Below are 16,628 nucleotides of genomic sequence, written 5' to 3'. Positions count from 1 at the left end.
TGAAGATTGTATCTTTTAAATAACTTTTATTAAGCTTTACTATTTGTTTTATTAGTATTTAATTTTTTATTTTCTTTAAAAATTGATTTAAAACTATCTTTTGATATTTTACCTTTAGATTGAATTTCCACCAAAATTCTAAATAGAATTATATGACAGATAACTCCAATACTAATGGCAATTAAATATCATAGAATACCAATGAAATTACCACTTTTATCTGTAACTCCAGCAAAAATTGCAATAATAGGTCCACCTCAAGCGCCAACATGACCTTGAACCATAAATGCACCAGCTATCATACCTGCAATACCAGAACAAATAATGTTTGGAATTATTGCAGCTCATTTATATTTGATTGCAAATGGAATGGCACTTTCGCTTACACCCATAACTCCTAAAACTGTTGCATTTATACCTAGTTCTTTATCTTCTTTAAAAGTTGTTCTAAAAAGCATAGTTGAAATTCCTGCACCAAGTGGTGCCACAGCAAAAGCAGCAGCAGCACAACCCATTGCAAGCCCCCCATCCACTGGTATCATAGCTGTTGCTCCAAATGAAGCAATTTTATTTATGGGACCACCCATATCTACTCCAGATAAAAGTCCTAGCACTAAACCTACAAGTATCATTCCCACACCTGCATTTTCTAAGGATAAAATACCTGTATACAAATAACCTATTGCAATTCCAATTAATGGTCCAAATGTAAACATTCAAATAATTGCAAAGAATAATGTTAAAAAAACTGGAATTATTATTATAGGCATAATTGGTTGTATATATTGATGAATTTTTCATTTTGTATTAATTCATTGAACTGTATAACCCACAGTCAAACCAAAAATAATAGCTCCAAAAATATTTAATGGTTGCATTACAGAATTTATTGAAACCATGTTACCATTTTGTCCTTCTACAAGAATATTTTGGAAATATCCTTGTCACACAAGTCCTGGATTATTGCCGATCATAGTTAATATAAATGCAGGTGCTATTGCAGCTCGTCCTGCAATAGAATTTGCAATATATGCTCCTGCAATTGCCATCATAACAGAAAATCCAATATTAGAAAATTCGTTTAAATGTCACATAAACTTAATTCATCCTGTTGAATCAGCAGTTAATGTTACTTTTGTTGCATTAGCAATTCCTGCAACTATTGCAGAGGTTAAACCTGCAAAAACAATGAAAGGTATCATATAAGAAATACCTGCCATCAAATGTTGAACTATACTTTGTTTATTTTTATTTTTTACATCAAAGGTTTTATTTTTACTATCATTTGTAAAAATAAAACCTTCTTTAATTGAATTTTGTAATTCTTCTTCAGCATTTCTTAAAGCTTTTTTTGTACTTACATGATAAATTTTTTTACCATTAAATCGACTTTTATCAACAGAAATATCAACAGCTAAAAAAACAACATCGGCTTGTTTAATATCTTCTTCTGTTAATTTAAATTCTTGACCTTTTTGACCTTGGGTTTCTATTTTTATATCTCACCCAAGATTTTCTCCTGCTTTTAATAATGCCTCTCTTGCCATGTATGTATGTGCAACACCAGTTGGGCAAGCTGATATACCAACAACTCTTATTTTATTTTTAGTTAAATTTTCATTTTTAAGTTTTTGACTTTTTAATTCAAAAAAATCTAAAATATCAGTTTTTGATCTTGAGTTTTTAATCCCTAATTTAAATTCCTCATTTAAAAGATTTGTTGAGAATTCACTTAATATTGATAAATATTTATCATTTTCATTTTCCAAAACCATTAATGCAAATATATATTTTATTGGTTTTCCATCTAGAGAATCTCATTCAATTTCTTTTTCTAATTTTACAAATATACAAGCTGATTTACTTATTTCTTTTATTCTAGCATGAGGTATTGCAAACCCATCTTCAAATCCAATTGTACCTTCGGTTTCACGATTTTTAAAACCAGTAACTAATGCTTCTTGATTTGAAACAATACCTAATTCAAAAGCTTTAGCAGAAATAAATTCAAAAACTTCTTTTTGTGTATTTAATTTTATATCCAAAAATATTTGATTTTTATTAAAAATATTTTTTTCCATCTTTTTTTCTTTCTATAGTTATAAATTTTTATAACCACTAATATGTATAAAAAAAAAAAAAAAACCAATATTTTTTTCCAAATAAATATAAATATTTAGAAAAATATATTGATAATTTTATATAATGAAGTAATTTAATTCTCATTTTTGAAAAAAAGATAATAACTATTAAAAATTATTTTTTAATAAGAAACTCTTTATTTCTCTTCCAGATCTATATTTAATATCCAAATTTTTACTAATTAATCTATGACATGGAATTAGCAATAAAATTGGATTCTTACTCATACAAGAAGCAATAAAACGCGTGTGATCAACCTTATTAATATCTTTTGCAAATTCAGAATATGTTTTATATTCTCCATATTTTAATTTACAAAGCTCTTTTAAAATATCTATTTGTTTATCTGTTAAGTTTGGTAAAATTAACTCATCAAAATTTAATTCAAAATCTTCTTTCTTCTCAAACTTTTTTAGATATTCAATATATTTAATAAATTCATCATTTTTTAAAACATTTCTTATTTTATAATTTTTGTAAAAATCATGAATATTGTCACGTTCAAAACCAATATAACTCAACTTATTATTAATAATCCCTATTTTAATAACTTCTTTTTCAAACATTTTTATTTTAAAGATTTTAAGAACTTTTTCATCCATCAATATCACCCAACTAAATTATATTTAAAAAACTCAACATCAGTTGAGTTTGTCAATATATTTTAAAAGTTAATTATATTTTTATTTAAAATGAAATTTCTAAATATCTTTATCCTTTTCATCGTCTTTATTTTTATTATTATGCTTATTTTTTCTATTTTGAAGTTCATTTAAAAAGTCGTCAATATCTTTTTGATCTTCATAAATACTTTGATCAATTTCATATTTTCTACCTTGCATTGCTTCTGCAATCATTGTTTGATATTCATTATTAGCTTTTGCAATTTTTTCTCTATCTAATTTAGGATTTAAACAAAGAATTACAATAATTGAAGCAGCTGTCATTAAAAGTGAAACAAAGAATAGTCAAAATAATACTTTAGCCCCTGTCATATTAAATGAATCATTTATAACATTAATTAAATTTTTAAGTCCATCTTGATTTAATTTATATCATTCATCAAAATTAGCTTTTTCTCCTTGTTGTTTTGCAACACCAAAAAATGAAGTAGGTAATTGTGATAATGGTACATTTGAACCAAAAATTAGTGAAAATCCTTTAATAAAACTAAATGACATCATAATCAAAAACATTGAAGGAATAATTAAATTCATTCCAGGAATAATAAATTTTTGTCTATAAGTTTTTGGAGGTTGAAGAATTGTATAAATAGTTCATGTGATTACTAGTGTCATTATGATCATATATGTAATTCCCATAGACCCCGATTGCATTCCCAATGAATTTGCAAAAAGTCAAGCTGCATTATCTGCTTTTAATTTTTCCTCTAAAAATGCTTTTCATTGAGCTTTAAATTCTGGACTAAAATTATCAATTCCATTTAAGTTATTATCAATTAGATAAGGTTTTGCAACTTGAACAAAAATAGATAATGCCACAAACAATAGTGTAAAAACCCCAATTGAAACTGCCAATGACAATTTCAATCATTTTATATATTTTGGTTTACTACTATATGGATAAAACCTTGGATCTTGTGCAGGATGTAATGGAACACTTCCCATAAATGGATTTCCTTGTGCACTTTGAGCCCCTGCCATTTTTGAATAATCATGTGTTTCTGTATTTGGCTTTTCTTTTTGCTTATCAACAATTTCTGGTTCAACATTACTTTTTTCAGCTATTTTTAAATATTTTTCTTTTAATTCTGGTGATATTTTTGAGTTTTCTTTAATAAATTCTTCTGTCAATTCGAAATTTTCATCTGTTAAAGAATCTCTTGATATTTGTAAATTATTAAAACAATATGTTTGTAAATAAGTAATATCACTTAATATTTCATCAATACTTTTATTATCTGGTTTTACAAATTTGATTTTTTCCTTTGTAATGTTTACTAAAGACTTTCCAAAAATTGGTCCTCATTTTTTATCTTTAAAACTACAACTTTCATCTATTTCTAAAATCAATAAGTCATTAACTAATTCAATTACTTGATTCTTATAATCCAAGCTATTAAGTAATTCAACTCTTAGTTTTTCATTTTTTATTAAATTTGCTAATAAAAATATCGAACTTTGATATATCTTGTTAGCTTCCATTTTTTAACCTCTATTCTTATTAAACATCAAACATTTTTAGCAACTCAATCTCTGGAATAATTTTATTATCAAATACCCCACTTTTTATATTTTTTTCAAGTAAATATAACAATTTAATTTTATCATTTATTTGTTTAATATTTAGTTTATTTTGCTCTAATAGTTTTGAAATACGATATGGATTTGCTCCCAAAACTGAAGCAATTTCTGAATTACTCATTCTTTCTTCTTTTAATAAAATAATATTTCTTAATGTAATTAAATTACTTGCTAATAATGCAAGAAATGAGAAAATATCATTATTTATTTCCATATAACTTGATCATTGCTTTAAAAAAGTTTTTATGTCATTTGAAATAAAACAATTAGCAATTTGAAAGCTATCAAAGTTATTATATTTTGATGTTATTTCATTTATTAAGTTCTTTGTTACTTTTTTTCGTAAACTAATTATTTTATTAATTTCATTTGTAAATACTTGCATATCATTTGGTAATTTATCTAAAAATATTTCAATTGAATCTATATCAAATTCTATTTTTGCATTTTCTAGTCTTTTGGTTACTATTTCTTTTTTTTTGCATTAAATTAGGTTCTTCCAATTTTAACATTTTGCACTTTTCTTCTGTTAATTTTGCTATTTTTAATTTCTTTGAAAACTTCTCAGAATTTAAAGTCATTATTATTTCAACTTCACTACTATTATTACTTAAAATTTGCTCTACATATTTAGAATCATAATCCTTATGAAGCTTAATTTTTGATTCATTTACAAATCAACAATCATTTATAACAATAATTTTTTTACTTGAAAAAATTGAATATGTAGTAATTTCTTCAATAATTTTTATAATTGAATCATCAATTAATGAATATTCAAAAATATCATACTCATTATCTATATTTGCTTTTTGACATAATTTGTCAATTTGCTTTTTAATTAAAAAATTGTCATTAGAATATACAAAGAACATATTTATCACCTATTAAGTATAATTTACCACTAAAAATTAACAAAAAATATAATTTATTTTGTAGATAATAAGCGATTATGTCTCAAAATACAAGATTTATCTAATAAATAGATCGTGCATTTTTTCTTTTTCTATCAAAAAAATATCAGTTAGTTGCTTTTCAAGGAGATTCAATTTTGGGTATTTTGGTAGTTTCAAATTCTTTATCAGATAGTGTTTTCATACTTCCATGTAAACGTTCATCTTCAACTTGAATAAGATTGTAAATGTCATTTCCAATTAATGCATAATACTTTTTATTTACAGTTTCCATAACCATTACTTTTAACTTTGGCTTAAAGTAAATTGGAGTAAAGCCCTTACATATAAATCACTTATTTTTTTTAAAACTAATACTATGACCATTATCAATAATTCTTTCACTTCGATAAGAGAAAACAATATCTTCATCTTGATCAAATTCTCTAGTTACTGATTCTAATTGGTCTAAAGGGATTGAAAAATCTTGATTGTATTCTTGAATAAGATGAGGTAAATAATTATTTAACTGATCAATATTTTTTAAATTTAAGAGTCTAATTATTTGAGGTCATCTTCTTTGCAATGTTCCAAAAGTTCTTTCAACTAATGCTTTTTCTTGGGGGATTGAAGTTGTTTTTGTATTTACTCCAAGAGAGTGAAAAATAAATTGTAATTGTGTATTTGAAACGCTATCACCAAAGTGATCACGATTATTTTTACTACTAAAAACATTTCTATTATCACTAACATTTAATTTTGGTAAACCGTAATGTTTAAAGGCTTTTTTATAGATATTGTAATAGCTTTCAGTAGTTTCTTGTTCACTGAAATAGCCTGCCAAAATCCTTTTACTAGCTTTATCAATTACAATATGCAAATGACATTTTAAGTTTTTAATCCATTGATGATTTGAAGCATCAGTTTCATAGATTTCTCCAAACTTTACAATTTTCTTTTGCGTAGGATGGGGTTTGCTTGTTATAATTGATTTTGAAAGATACTCGCTTGTTAAATTTTCTTGGTTTGCTGCCTTTAAATTTTTACGAATATCTTTTTTTGTTTTTCTGTTAAGAGTATCAATTAAAATATTTTCTTCTATTAATATGTGTCTAATTGCAGAATAGCTTATTTTGCTTTTTCAATTTCTTTCTCAATAATGTTTAATACTAAAGTCATAATATTTAGTTTGAAATAATTCAATTATTTCATCTTTAAATAACTGTGAAATTTTATTTATAGGTATTTTATTGGTATTTTTATGAATAAAAGCTTTTGCTCCAATCTCTTGATATTCTTTAAGTTTTCTTCTTGTGTGTCTAACACTATAACCTAATTTATAGGCTGTATTTTTAATAGATTCTTTTCTTAAAGATAAGTCTTTAATTAATCTTAGTTGTTCTTCTTTCATGGTATTTAATAGTGGCTCTCTCATAAAACCTCCATTTATTGATTATAAAGGAGGACAAAGTCGCTTGTTAATATGTAGGGACATAATCGCTTATTACTCATATAAAAATTAACAAAAAATATAATTTATTTTGTAGATAATAAGCGATTATGTCCCAAAATACAAGATTTATCTAATAAATAGATCTTGTATTTTTTCTTTTTCTATCAAAAAAATATCAGTTAGTTGCTTTTCAAGGAGAGTCAATTTTGGGTACTTTAGTAGTTTCAAATTCTTCATTAGATATTGTTTTAACATTTCCATGTAAGCGTTCATCTTCAACTTGAATAAGATTGTAAATGTCATTTCCAATTAATGCATAATTTTTTTTATTTATTGTTTCCATAATCATTACTTTTAACTTTGGTTTAAAGTAAATTGGAGTAAAGCCCTTACATATAAATCACTTATCTTTTTTAAAACTAATACTGTGACCATTATCAATAATTCTTTCACTTCGATAAGAGAAAACAATGTCTTCATCTTGATCAAATTTTCTAGTTACTGATTCTAATTGGTCTAAAGGTATTGAAAAATCTTGATTGTATTCTTGAATAAGATGGGGTAAATAATTATTTAATTGTTCAATATTTTTTAAATCTAAGAGTCTAATTATTTGAGGTCATCTTCTTTGCAATGTTCCAAAAGTTCTTTCAACTAATGCTTTTTCTTGGGGGATTGAAGTTGTTTTTGTATTTACTCCAAGAGAGTGAAAAATAAATTGTAATTGTGTATTTGAAACGCTATCACCAAAGTGATCACGATTATTTTTACTACTAAAAACATTTCTATTATCACTAACATTTAATTTTGGTAAACCGTAATGTTTAAAGACTTTTTTATAGATATTGTAATAACTTTCAGTAGTTTCTTGTTCACTGAAATAACCTGCCAAAATCCTTTTACTAGCTTTATCAATTACAATATGCAAATGACATTTTAAATTTTTAATCCATTGATGATTTGAAGCATCAGTTTCATAAATTTCTCCAAACTTTACAATTTTCTTTTGCGTAGGATGGGGTTTGCTTGTTATAATTGACTTTGAAAGATACTCGATTGTTAAATTTTCTTGGTTTGCGGCCTTTAAATTTTTACGAATATCTTTTTTTGTTTTTCTGTTAAGAGTCTCAATTAAAATATTTTCTTCTATTAATATGTGCCTAATTGCAGAGTAACTTATTCTCTTTTTTCAATTTAGTTCTCAATAATGTTTAATACTAAAGTCATAATATTTTGCTTGAAATAATTCAATTATTTCAAGCAAAATATTTGTTGAATTTTATTTACAGGTATTTTATTGGTATTTTTATGAATAAAAACTTTTGCTCCAATCTCTTGATATTCTTTAAGTTTTCTTCTTGTGTGTCTAACACTATAACCTAACTTAAAGGCTGTATTTTTAATAGATTCTTTTTTTAAAGATAATTCCTTAATTAATCTTAGTTGTTCTTGTTTCATGGTATTTAATAGTAATCCTTTCATAAAACCTCCATTTATTGATTATAAAGGAGGACAAAGTCGCTTGTTAATATGTAGGGACATAATCGCTTATTACTCATAAAAAATGTGTAGTGTAACCTTTTTTCGGACACATTTTAAAAATATTTTATATATTGATATAAAATATTTGTGAACGAAGAGAGGTTTTATTTTGACTAAGTATTCAATCAATCAAAAAATTGAATTAGTATTAAATTTTTACAAATCTAATTTGTTATTAGCACAGTATTCAAAAGCAGTAAGAATTGATAAATCAAGATTGAAAAACTGAATAAAAATTTATGACGAAAATGGAAGAAGTGGATTTAAAAAATCCTTTAAAGCCAATAATGAGGAGATTATAAATTTAAAAAGAGAGCTTAAAAAATCAAAAAGAGAGAGTGAAGACTTAAAATTAAGAGATGAAATGTTTAAAGAATTAAGAGAAATGATTGATAGAAAGAAGTAAATAAGTGAGAGTTAAATACATTTAAATCAAAAGTAGTTTATAACTTTACAATTAAATACCCAAATATTGCAATTAGAAGACTTTGTAGAATAATTGATTTAGCAAAAAGTACTTACTATGATTGATTATCAAAAGGTAAACCAAAAATTAAGGCAATTAATTGAGGTTTGGTTTTGAGAATTAATGATGTTTATAAAAATGAAGTTAAAATCTATGGTTCTAGAAGATTAATGAAGTATTTAGATCTAAATTGTAGTCATAAAAAAGTTTTGCGAATAATGAAGTTTTTAAAGTTAAAACCTAATAACTATAAAATACAAAAGAATAAATCAGTTACTCCAGAAAAAAATGGTAAGTATCCTAGATTATTTAAATATCAAACAGATTTGAAAAATTATGGAGATATTTTCTCTGTTGATATTACCGAGAAAATAATAGCAGGATGCAAACTATACACTTGCGCCTTTTATCATGTAAACACTAAAAAAGTTTATGGTTTGGTAACTAAAAATATTAAAGGTATGAAATTAGTATTAGAGTCATTTTTTAATATGGTTAATGAATTTGGAACATTTAAACCAAACTCAATTATTCACTCTGATAATGGCTCAGAATTTAAATCTTATCAATATCGCTTAGCTACAATGTGATTTGATTTTGGCTTAAGTATGTCTAGAATTGGTAGATCAACGGACAATGGATATATTGAAGGTTTTTGAAGTACTCTTAAAAGAGAAGCGATCAAGGAAGGTTATAAATACAATGTTGTAAATGAATATATTTATAATTTGAAAATGTATCAATATTTTTATAATAATAATAGAGTTAGTTATAAAATATAGGTGTCCGAAAAAAAGGAACAGTACATACTCATAAAAAATTAACAAAAAATATAATTTATTTTGAATTAGATATTTTTTTACTATATACTCTATTTGTATATAAATATCTTGTTTAGAGGGGTGAATTACAAACATGGCAAATATTAAATCACAAGAAAAACGTATTTTAACTAATGAAAAATCACGTTTAGCTAATAAAGCTTTTAGAAGTTCAGTTAAAACTGCAATCAAAAAGGCTTTAGTTGCAAAACAAGAAGGTTCTAAAGAAAAAGAAACTTTAATCAATGAAGCAATTAGTTTATTAGATAAATCAGTAACAAAAGGAATTTTTAAAGCTAATAAAGCTGCAAGAGAAAAATCAAGATTAATGAAATAATTAAAACTTCTTATAAAAGAAGTTTTTTTTGTACTTTAATTACTTTATTACTTTTAACTTTATATTTATAACTATTTCTAGAATTTGTAATATAAGTTTTACACTGATATTTTTTTAATGTTGCTATCGTCTCTTTACTTGGAAAATCATACATTTTTGACTTATGTCCAGAGATAAAACATTTTTGAGGTTTTATTGTCTCAATAAATAATTGAGAACTACTAGTTTTACTACCATGGTGAGCAACTTGAAGTAAGTCAACTCCCCCTTTAATCATTTCTAGAAACTCCTTATTTTGCAATAATCTTGCTTCTCTTTTTTTGGAAATGTCTCCTGTAAATAATATTTTCTTGCCTTTTACTTCTACTACTGAAACTTGAGAATTATCATTTTCATCCTTATTTTGATTCTCGATAAAATTACTAATTTTTAAATCCTTAAATTTAAAATTAAATTGATTATCATAATTGTAAAAAATATTTTGAATATCGTAAATGGTCTTTAAATCATCAATTTGATCATAGTGATCCTTATGATTATGACTTATAAAAATAGCATCAATTTTTCTAACTCCATCATATACTAAATATTGCTGTAAACTTTTTTTACTAAAACCGCTTCCCTTTCCAGCATCAAATAAAATATTTTTACCTTTATATTGCAATAAGAAGCTATTTCCATTTCCAACATTTAACATTGTAACTGATGGACTTATTTCAGTGAATTGATTTGATTGTAAAAAATAAAAACCATTTAAAGTAAATAACATAATTAATATTGTTTGAATTTTTCTTCTATTAAACTTATAGGTAGTTATAAGTTTAAACATAAAAAAATAAGTTATTAAAAAAAATATACTGAAGTGACCACATATTGTAAACATATTAATATGTTGAAAACTTTTAGAATATGAATAAAGAATTTGATAATTAAAATCTAGTAAATAACTAGAAAATGGAATTCAAAAAAATGTAGATAAAATGAATGAAAAGCTAATTAATGGAATTAAAAGTATTTCAAAAAATGAACTTAATCAATATATTTTATAATCAAAATATATTTGAACTGGAATGAATACCGCATTCACAATTAAAAAATTATAAAATAAATTGGTAATTGGCTTTTTATCCTGATATTTTTTTATAAATAAAAAAGCAATAATTGTAAAAATAAAACCTATATTAAATACAAATAATGGATTAATAAATAAACAAATAATTCAAATGATGGAAAATTTGGTTATTTTTGAAAATCTGAATTTTCAGTTTTCTTCTATTCATCTTATTATCAAAAATATGCATGTTTTTAAAAAAAATAAGGGAAAACTTAATAGTCCACAATAATATAAAACAAGAACTAAAATAATAATTTTATATTTTTTATATTTTTTTGAATTCTTAAATATTTTTTTATTAAAAAAGCAACTAATAATATAGATATTAAAGCCACTTAAGTTAATTAAAAAACTTAAAGAATATGAAGTTAAAGTAGTATAAATTGGATCATTGGTTTTTTGTTGAAATAAGAATAGTTTAGTTAATTTGTTAGAAGAATTAATGAATTTATATAAATAAAATTGCACAAAATGACCATTTGTTTTCTCTATCATTGGTTCTAGTATTCGAAATTTAACATTTTTATTAATTAAATACGAATTAAAGTCAAATTCTCAAAAGTTCCCATAAACACTGACTTTTTCACTCATTCCACTAAGTTTAATAAACTCCCCTACTAATAACTCCTCTTCCCCTACTGGTATATAATAAAGAGTTGATAACTGTTTTAATAAAATATATCCTTCTTTTACCTCTACTACTTTATATATATTAAAATTTAGTTTTTGATTGATATCCAACTTATAGAATAATAGAAAAAACATTAAAAAAAGACTAACAATAATTAAATAAGGATAAGATTTATTTAATTTTCAAACAAAAGAAAGACAACAAATTGAGTAGATACTAATACATATATAAATATTTTCTATATCCCTACTTAAAGAAATTAAAACTATAACTAAAAAAGCCTGAAATAAATAATTCTTTCTAATAGATCAATTTTGGAATTGCTTTAGCATAAAATTGTGTATTAAAATTACTTCCTACATATATTTTTTTCAGCTGTTTCATGCAATCATCATAGGAATTATCTATATCTAAAAGAATCTTACTACTCTTTTTAGAAACATTTTCACTAACACCTCTTGTATAAAAAAAATCACTATCCACTTCAAATCTACTGGTCTTAATAACTTTAATATGATCTTTTGGATAAAACATAATTGTGTTATTTTTCTGTAAATTATTATTAACATCAATTTCAAATAAGTTACTCAAATAATCTAAATTACTTACTTCTAAAAATTCTTTAGATTCATTTATATTTAAATCATTTTTTATTTTAACAGGTAATATATTTTCGTCTTCTAAAGTAATATCATATTTAACTTTTAAATATATATAACTTTCATTTTTTTCAATGATCTCAATTTTTTCTGACTGTTTTAGATTAGCTATTAATAAAGTACAAATACCAACCATTAGTGAAAGTAAAAGTAACAAAATAAACTTTATTTTTTTCATAGACACCTCAAATATATATATCGTTTATAAAATGAAAAAAAATGTAAAGTTACAATAACAAGCACACTTTTATTATTGTTAAAAATAACTTTATAAATGATAAAATTTTAGTGATTATGGGGGAAAATAACAAATGTTTGAATTTACTTTAGTTGACATTATTGCATTAATTACTGGAATAATTAGTTTAATATTGGCAACTTTTATATCAATATGAATTTATAGGAAAGATGACTACAAAGATTTTTATAGAGAGTTTAAGGAAAAGTATTTTTTTACTTTTAATAAAAATCTCTTAAAAGAAATGAATAACTATTTAAATAATAGTGAGAAAAATGCTAATGATATCGACTTAATTGAAAATGATTTAAATAAGATTTTATATTTTCTAAGTTTTTTAATTGAAAATAAAAAACTTATTAAGTCTATTTATAATAGATACCAAAAGCATATAAAAACTCATTTAAAAAATCTTAAGACTAATTCTAGCCCTTTAAAGATTACTAAGTTTAAAAAGCAAATTAGTTTAAATAAAATTCCTGATACTGAGATGGACTTTTTATCTAACTTTAAAGATAAAAAAATAAATGAGATTTTTAATAACTATAACAAAATATATAATAATATATTTCAAGTTTTTATAGAAGAAATTACAAATCAGGAAAAAATTAATCATACTATGGAAGTTTTAAATTTTTTATCAAAATCAGAACCAGATATTATCTTAACTATATTATGAATCTTTAAGTTATCAAATGCAGTAAGCGATTAAAAAAATGAAGAATATTCTTCATTTTTTTAATCTTTATTTTTTCAATTCCTTTAATTTTTCAACTAATAATATATGTTGTTTTTTATAATTAGCATACTTTTCTTTTTCAACTTCGACTTTTTCAACAGCAGCTCTTTTTAAAAAGTTCTCATTTGCTAACATTTTCTCACTTCTTTCAATTTCTTGTAAAAGTTCAGAAATTTTATCTTCAGTTTCTTGAATTGCTTTATCTTTATCAAAAAAGTCTTCATTTGCAATATCTAAAAAATAATCTTTAATAGCAATTGAAGTTAAATCTTTTTTTTGAATATTATTAATATTTAACTTACAGTTAACTAATTTTTCAACAAAGAGATTAATATAATCAATATCCTTTTCTATTTCTAATTTAAAGTTTGACTTTTTCAAGTTTAAATGAATATTTAGAGCAATAGAATTTTTAATATTTTGAGTAGCTCTAAATTCTCTTAAATTAGTTATTATTTCAAAAATATGATTAGTATTTGAAATCTCAAATTGATAATTTTCTTCTAATCACCTTTCTTTTAAAATTGAAGATTTTAACTCAAATGATAGATAAATTTCTTCACTAACAAAAGGCATAAATGGATGTAACATAATTAAAATATTTTTTAAAACATACCCTAATGTTGATTGACTAAATTGTTTTTCTTGTTTATTTAATAGATTATTTTCACTAACTTGAGCTTTTGAAAGTTCAATATATCATGAACAATAATCATCTCAAATAAAATTATAAAGAAGCTTTCCTGCAATTGTAAATTCATATTTATCAATTGCTTCTTTTACCATTTTTTTTGTTTCGCTCAATCGATTCAAAATTCAAAAATCAATTTGATTATTACTTTTATTAGATTTCAATAATAAATTTTTAAATTGTTGATTAGTAGGGATTTTTTTAAGGTTTAACATTACATATCTTGAAGCATTTCAAATTTTATTAATGAAATTTCAAGTACTAGTTAATTTTTCTTCACTATATCTTAAATCTTGACCAGGACTTGAATTTGTTAATAAGAAATACCTTAATGAATCAGCTCCATATTTTTCAATAACCTCCATTGGATCAACACCATTGCCCAAAGATTTTGACATTTTTCTTCCCTGCTCATCACGAATTAAACCGTGAATTAAAACATCATTAAAAGGTTTTGACTTTGTGAATTCTAAACTTTGAAAAACCATTCTTGCTACTCAAAAGAAAATAATATCATAGCCTGTTACCATTGTTGATACTGGAAAATATCTTTTCATCATTTCTGATTGTTTTTTTTGACTTCAGTTCATTGTTGCAAAAGGTCAAAATGCACTTGAAAATCATGTATCTAAAACATCTGGATCACGTTCTCAATTTTCTATATCCTCTGGAGCATTTATGCCTACAAAGACCTCTTTTGTTTTTTTATGATATCAAGCTGGAATTTGATGACCTCATCATAATTGACGTGAAATAGTTCAATCATAAGTATTTTCCATTCATTTATTTAATGTTTCATTAAAACGATTTGGATAAAAATTAATTGCTTCTTTCGAATTTTGTAAATCTAAAACTTGTTTTGCTAAGGGTTTCATTTTTACAAATCATTGATCAGAAATGAAAGGTTCAACAATTGCATTACTTCTTTCTGAATAACCAACTTGATGAACAATATCTTCTTTTTTAATGAAAGTCCCTTCTTTTGTTAATTTTTCAACTAATTGTTTTCTTGCTTCAAAACGATCCATCCCTTTAAACTCATTTGCTAATTCATTCATTGTTGCATCTTCATTCATAACAACTATTTGCTTTAAATTATGTTTTAGACCTAATTCAAAGTCATTAGGGTCATGTGCTGGCGTACATTTCATTACCCCTGTTCCAAACTCAATTTCTACATATTTGTCGCTTATAATAGGTATTAAAGCCTTATTTGAGGGGTTTATAACTGTTTTTCCAATATATTTGCTATATCTTTCATCTTTTAGATTTACAATTAAACAAACGTCTCCAAACATTGTTTCTGGGCGTGTTGTAGCTACTTCTAAGAAGTCTTTATTATTATTACTTAAAAAGTATTTAAAATAATACATTGCTCCTTGAGTTTCTTTATAGATAACTTCAATATTAGAAAGTGCTGTTTTTTGTTTAGGATCTCAATTTATAATTCGCTTCCCTTTATAAATTAATTTATCTTCATACATTTTTACAAAAACATAATTTACAATTTTATTTAATTCTTCTGAGTATGTAAATTTTTCTTTAGAATAATCTAAACTTAATCCTAATTTTGCTCATTGCTCTCTAATAGTTGAAGCATACTCTTCTTTTCATTCTCAAACTTTTTCAATAAATTTATCTCTACCTAAATCATTTCTTAAAATTCCTTGTTCTCTCAATCGCTCTTCAACTTTTGCTTGAGTAGCTATTCCAGCATGATCCATTCCAGGTATTCAAACAGTATCAAAACCATTTAATTTTTTGAATCTTATTAGTAAATCTTGTAATGAACCATCTCAAGCATGGACCTAAGTGCAATTTTCCAGTTACATTTGGTGGAGGTATTACAATTGAATAAGCTGGTTTTTTAGACTTAATTTTTGGTTTAAATAAATTTTCTTCAAGTCATTTACTATATTTATCTTTTTCAACTTCTTTATGATTATATTTTTTATCTAATTCTTTCATAATTTCTCCTTTTAATTAAAAAAAACCTATTTTTTAGTAAGTATTAATTACTAAAAAATAGGAACGAGTTATTTAAAATAACACGCGGGTACCATCCTAATTGATTGTTCAAAAACAACCCACTCTTATATCTAATTTTATAACTTATACAACCTTCAATAATAGTAAATTCTAGTTCACACCATACACTAGATCTCTGAAAATTACTCTTTATTTACTCCTTATAAGCTTTTACCTTTTTATTATATCAAAGCAAATAAAAAAAATAGCATAAAAATGCTATTCAATCACAAAAAACTCCGACACTAATTGTGATTTATTATTTAAATTATTTCATTCATAAATTTTGCTTCATATCGTATTGAATATCTTCACTTGTTTTAACTAAATATTTTAAATAGTTAAAGTTAAGAATTTTGGCTCATTAATGGACTTCTTAATTGTTTTTAATAATTTAGATTCTTTATGTTCTAATAAATTATATAAATTCAAAATTCTTTCATATTGAATTGCTTTTTCTTTTAGTTCTAATTCCAAAATTATTTTAGCTAAATTTTCATTTGAATTTTCAATTTCTTCATGTTTTAAAGTTTTAAGAATTTTAGTGAAAGTACTATTAATACTTTTTAAAATCTTATTCATTGAAATTCAATAAGCAATATAAACAAAT

13 protein-coding genes and 2 pseudogenes are annotated in these 16,628 nt (G+C 23.8%); 4 read left to right on the top strand and 11 right to left on the bottom strand.

Annotation, left to right across the window (positions count from 1 at the left end):
- Positions 1–29: 29 nt before the first annotated feature.
- The 7 genes and pseudogenes from AAHM99_RS01245 to AAHM99_RS01215 form a co-directional block, all read right to left on the bottom strand.
- Positions 30–2,081, bottom strand: coding sequence for a PTS fructose transporter subunit IIABC (locus AAHM99_RS01245; protein ID WP_342274972.1), 2,052 nt, complete (start codon positions 2,079–2,081; stop codon positions 30–32).
- 168 nt (positions 2,082–2,249) lie between these two features.
- Positions 2,250–2,744, bottom strand: coding sequence for a methylated-DNA--[protein]-cysteine S-methyltransferase (locus AAHM99_RS01240; RefSeq protein ID WP_342274971.1), 495 nt, complete (start codon positions 2,742–2,744; stop codon positions 2,250–2,252).
- A gap of 99 nt (positions 2,745–2,843) precedes the next feature.
- On the bottom strand, positions 2,844–4,307 hold the full coding sequence (locus AAHM99_RS01235; RefSeq protein ID WP_342274970.1) for a hypothetical protein: 1,464 nt from the start codon (positions 4,305–4,307) through the stop codon (positions 2,844–2,846).
- A 19-nt stretch (positions 4,308–4,326) separates the two neighbouring features.
- Positions 4,327–4,824: a DNA polymerase III subunit delta gene (holA, locus tag AAHM99_RS01230; protein ID WP_342274998.1), complete on the bottom strand. Its 498-nt coding sequence runs from the start codon at positions 4,822–4,824 to the stop codon at positions 4,327–4,329.
- Positions 4,805–5,281 carry a DNA polymerase III subunit delta gene (locus AAHM99_RS01225; RefSeq protein ID WP_342274969.1) on the bottom strand — a complete coding sequence of 159 codons (477 nt, stop codon included), beginning with the start codon at positions 5,279–5,281 and terminating at the stop codon, positions 4,805–4,807. The genes holA and AAHM99_RS01225 overlap by 20 nt, the downstream gene beginning before the upstream one ends.
- Before the next feature lie 100 nt (positions 5,282–5,381).
- Positions 5,382–6,734 carry a hypothetical protein gene (locus AAHM99_RS01220; protein ID WP_342274968.1) on the bottom strand — a complete coding sequence of 451 codons (1,353 nt, stop codon included), beginning with the start codon at positions 6,732–6,734 and terminating at the stop codon, positions 5,382–5,384.
- A gap of 148 nt (positions 6,735–6,882) precedes the next feature.
- Positions 6,883–8,234 (bottom strand): annotated as a pseudogene (locus AAHM99_RS01215) (transposase family protein).
- A gap of 169 nt (positions 8,235–8,403) precedes the next feature.
- On the opposite strand from AAHM99_RS01215, the gene AAHM99_RS01205 reads away from it, so the two are divergent.
- The 3 genes from AAHM99_RS01205 to rpsT all read left to right on the top strand — a co-directional run bounded on the left by AAHM99_RS01205 (position 8,404) and on the right by rpsT (position 9,918).
- Positions 8,404–8,700 (top strand): hypothetical protein, encoded by a 297-nt coding sequence (locus tag AAHM99_RS01205; RefSeq protein WP_342274946.1) that lies wholly within the window; start codon positions 8,404–8,406, stop codon positions 8,698–8,700.
- Positions 8,701–8,978: 278 nt separating this feature from the next.
- Positions 8,979–9,542 (top strand): DDE-type integrase/transposase/recombinase, encoded by a 564-nt coding sequence (locus AAHM99_RS01200; RefSeq protein WP_342274793.1) that lies wholly within the window; start codon positions 8,979–8,981, stop codon positions 9,540–9,542.
- Between the two features lie 133 nt (positions 9,543–9,675).
- Complete coding sequence (gene rpsT / locus AAHM99_RS01195) at positions 9,676–9,918, top strand: 30S ribosomal protein S20 (RefSeq protein ID WP_339033310.1); 243 nt, start codon at positions 9,676–9,678, stop codon at positions 9,916–9,918.
- Between the two features lie 10 nt (positions 9,919–9,928).
- On the opposite strand, the gene AAHM99_RS01190 is transcribed toward rpsT, so the two are convergent.
- On the bottom strand, positions 9,929–10,687 hold the full coding sequence (locus tag AAHM99_RS01190; RefSeq protein WP_342274965.1) for a ComEC/Rec2 family competence protein: 759 nt from the start codon (positions 10,685–10,687) through the stop codon (positions 9,929–9,931).
- Between the two features lie 1,276 nt (positions 10,688–11,963).
- Complete coding sequence (locus tag AAHM99_RS01185; protein WP_342274964.1) at positions 11,964–12,500, bottom strand: hypothetical protein; 537 nt, start codon at positions 12,498–12,500, stop codon at positions 11,964–11,966.
- Positions 12,501–12,633: 133 nt separating this feature from the next.
- Between AAHM99_RS01185 and AAHM99_RS01180 the strand changes: the two genes are divergently transcribed.
- Positions 12,634–13,272, top strand: a complete 639-nt coding sequence (locus AAHM99_RS01180) for a hypothetical protein (RefSeq protein WP_342274963.1) — start codon at positions 12,634–12,636, stop codon at positions 13,270–13,272.
- Between the two features lie 33 nt (positions 13,273–13,305).
- Here the strand turns inward: AAHM99_RS01180 and AAHM99_RS01175 are convergent.
- A pseudogene (locus AAHM99_RS01175) lies at positions 13,306–15,961 on the bottom strand (valine--tRNA ligase).
- A 390-nt stretch (positions 15,962–16,351) separates the two neighbouring features.
- On the bottom strand, positions 16,352–16,628 hold a 277-nt coding region (locus tag AAHM99_RS01165; RefSeq protein WP_342274961.1), incomplete at its 5' end, for a hypothetical protein.

This window comes from Spiroplasma endosymbiont of Cantharis lateralis (assembly GCF_964030855.1).
GTDB lineage: Bacteria > Bacillota_I > Bacilli_A > Mycoplasmatales > Mycoplasmataceae > Spiroplasma_A.
The sequence above is the reverse complement of the archived record's forward strand: the minus strand, read 5'-3'. Positions and strand labels throughout refer to the sequence as shown.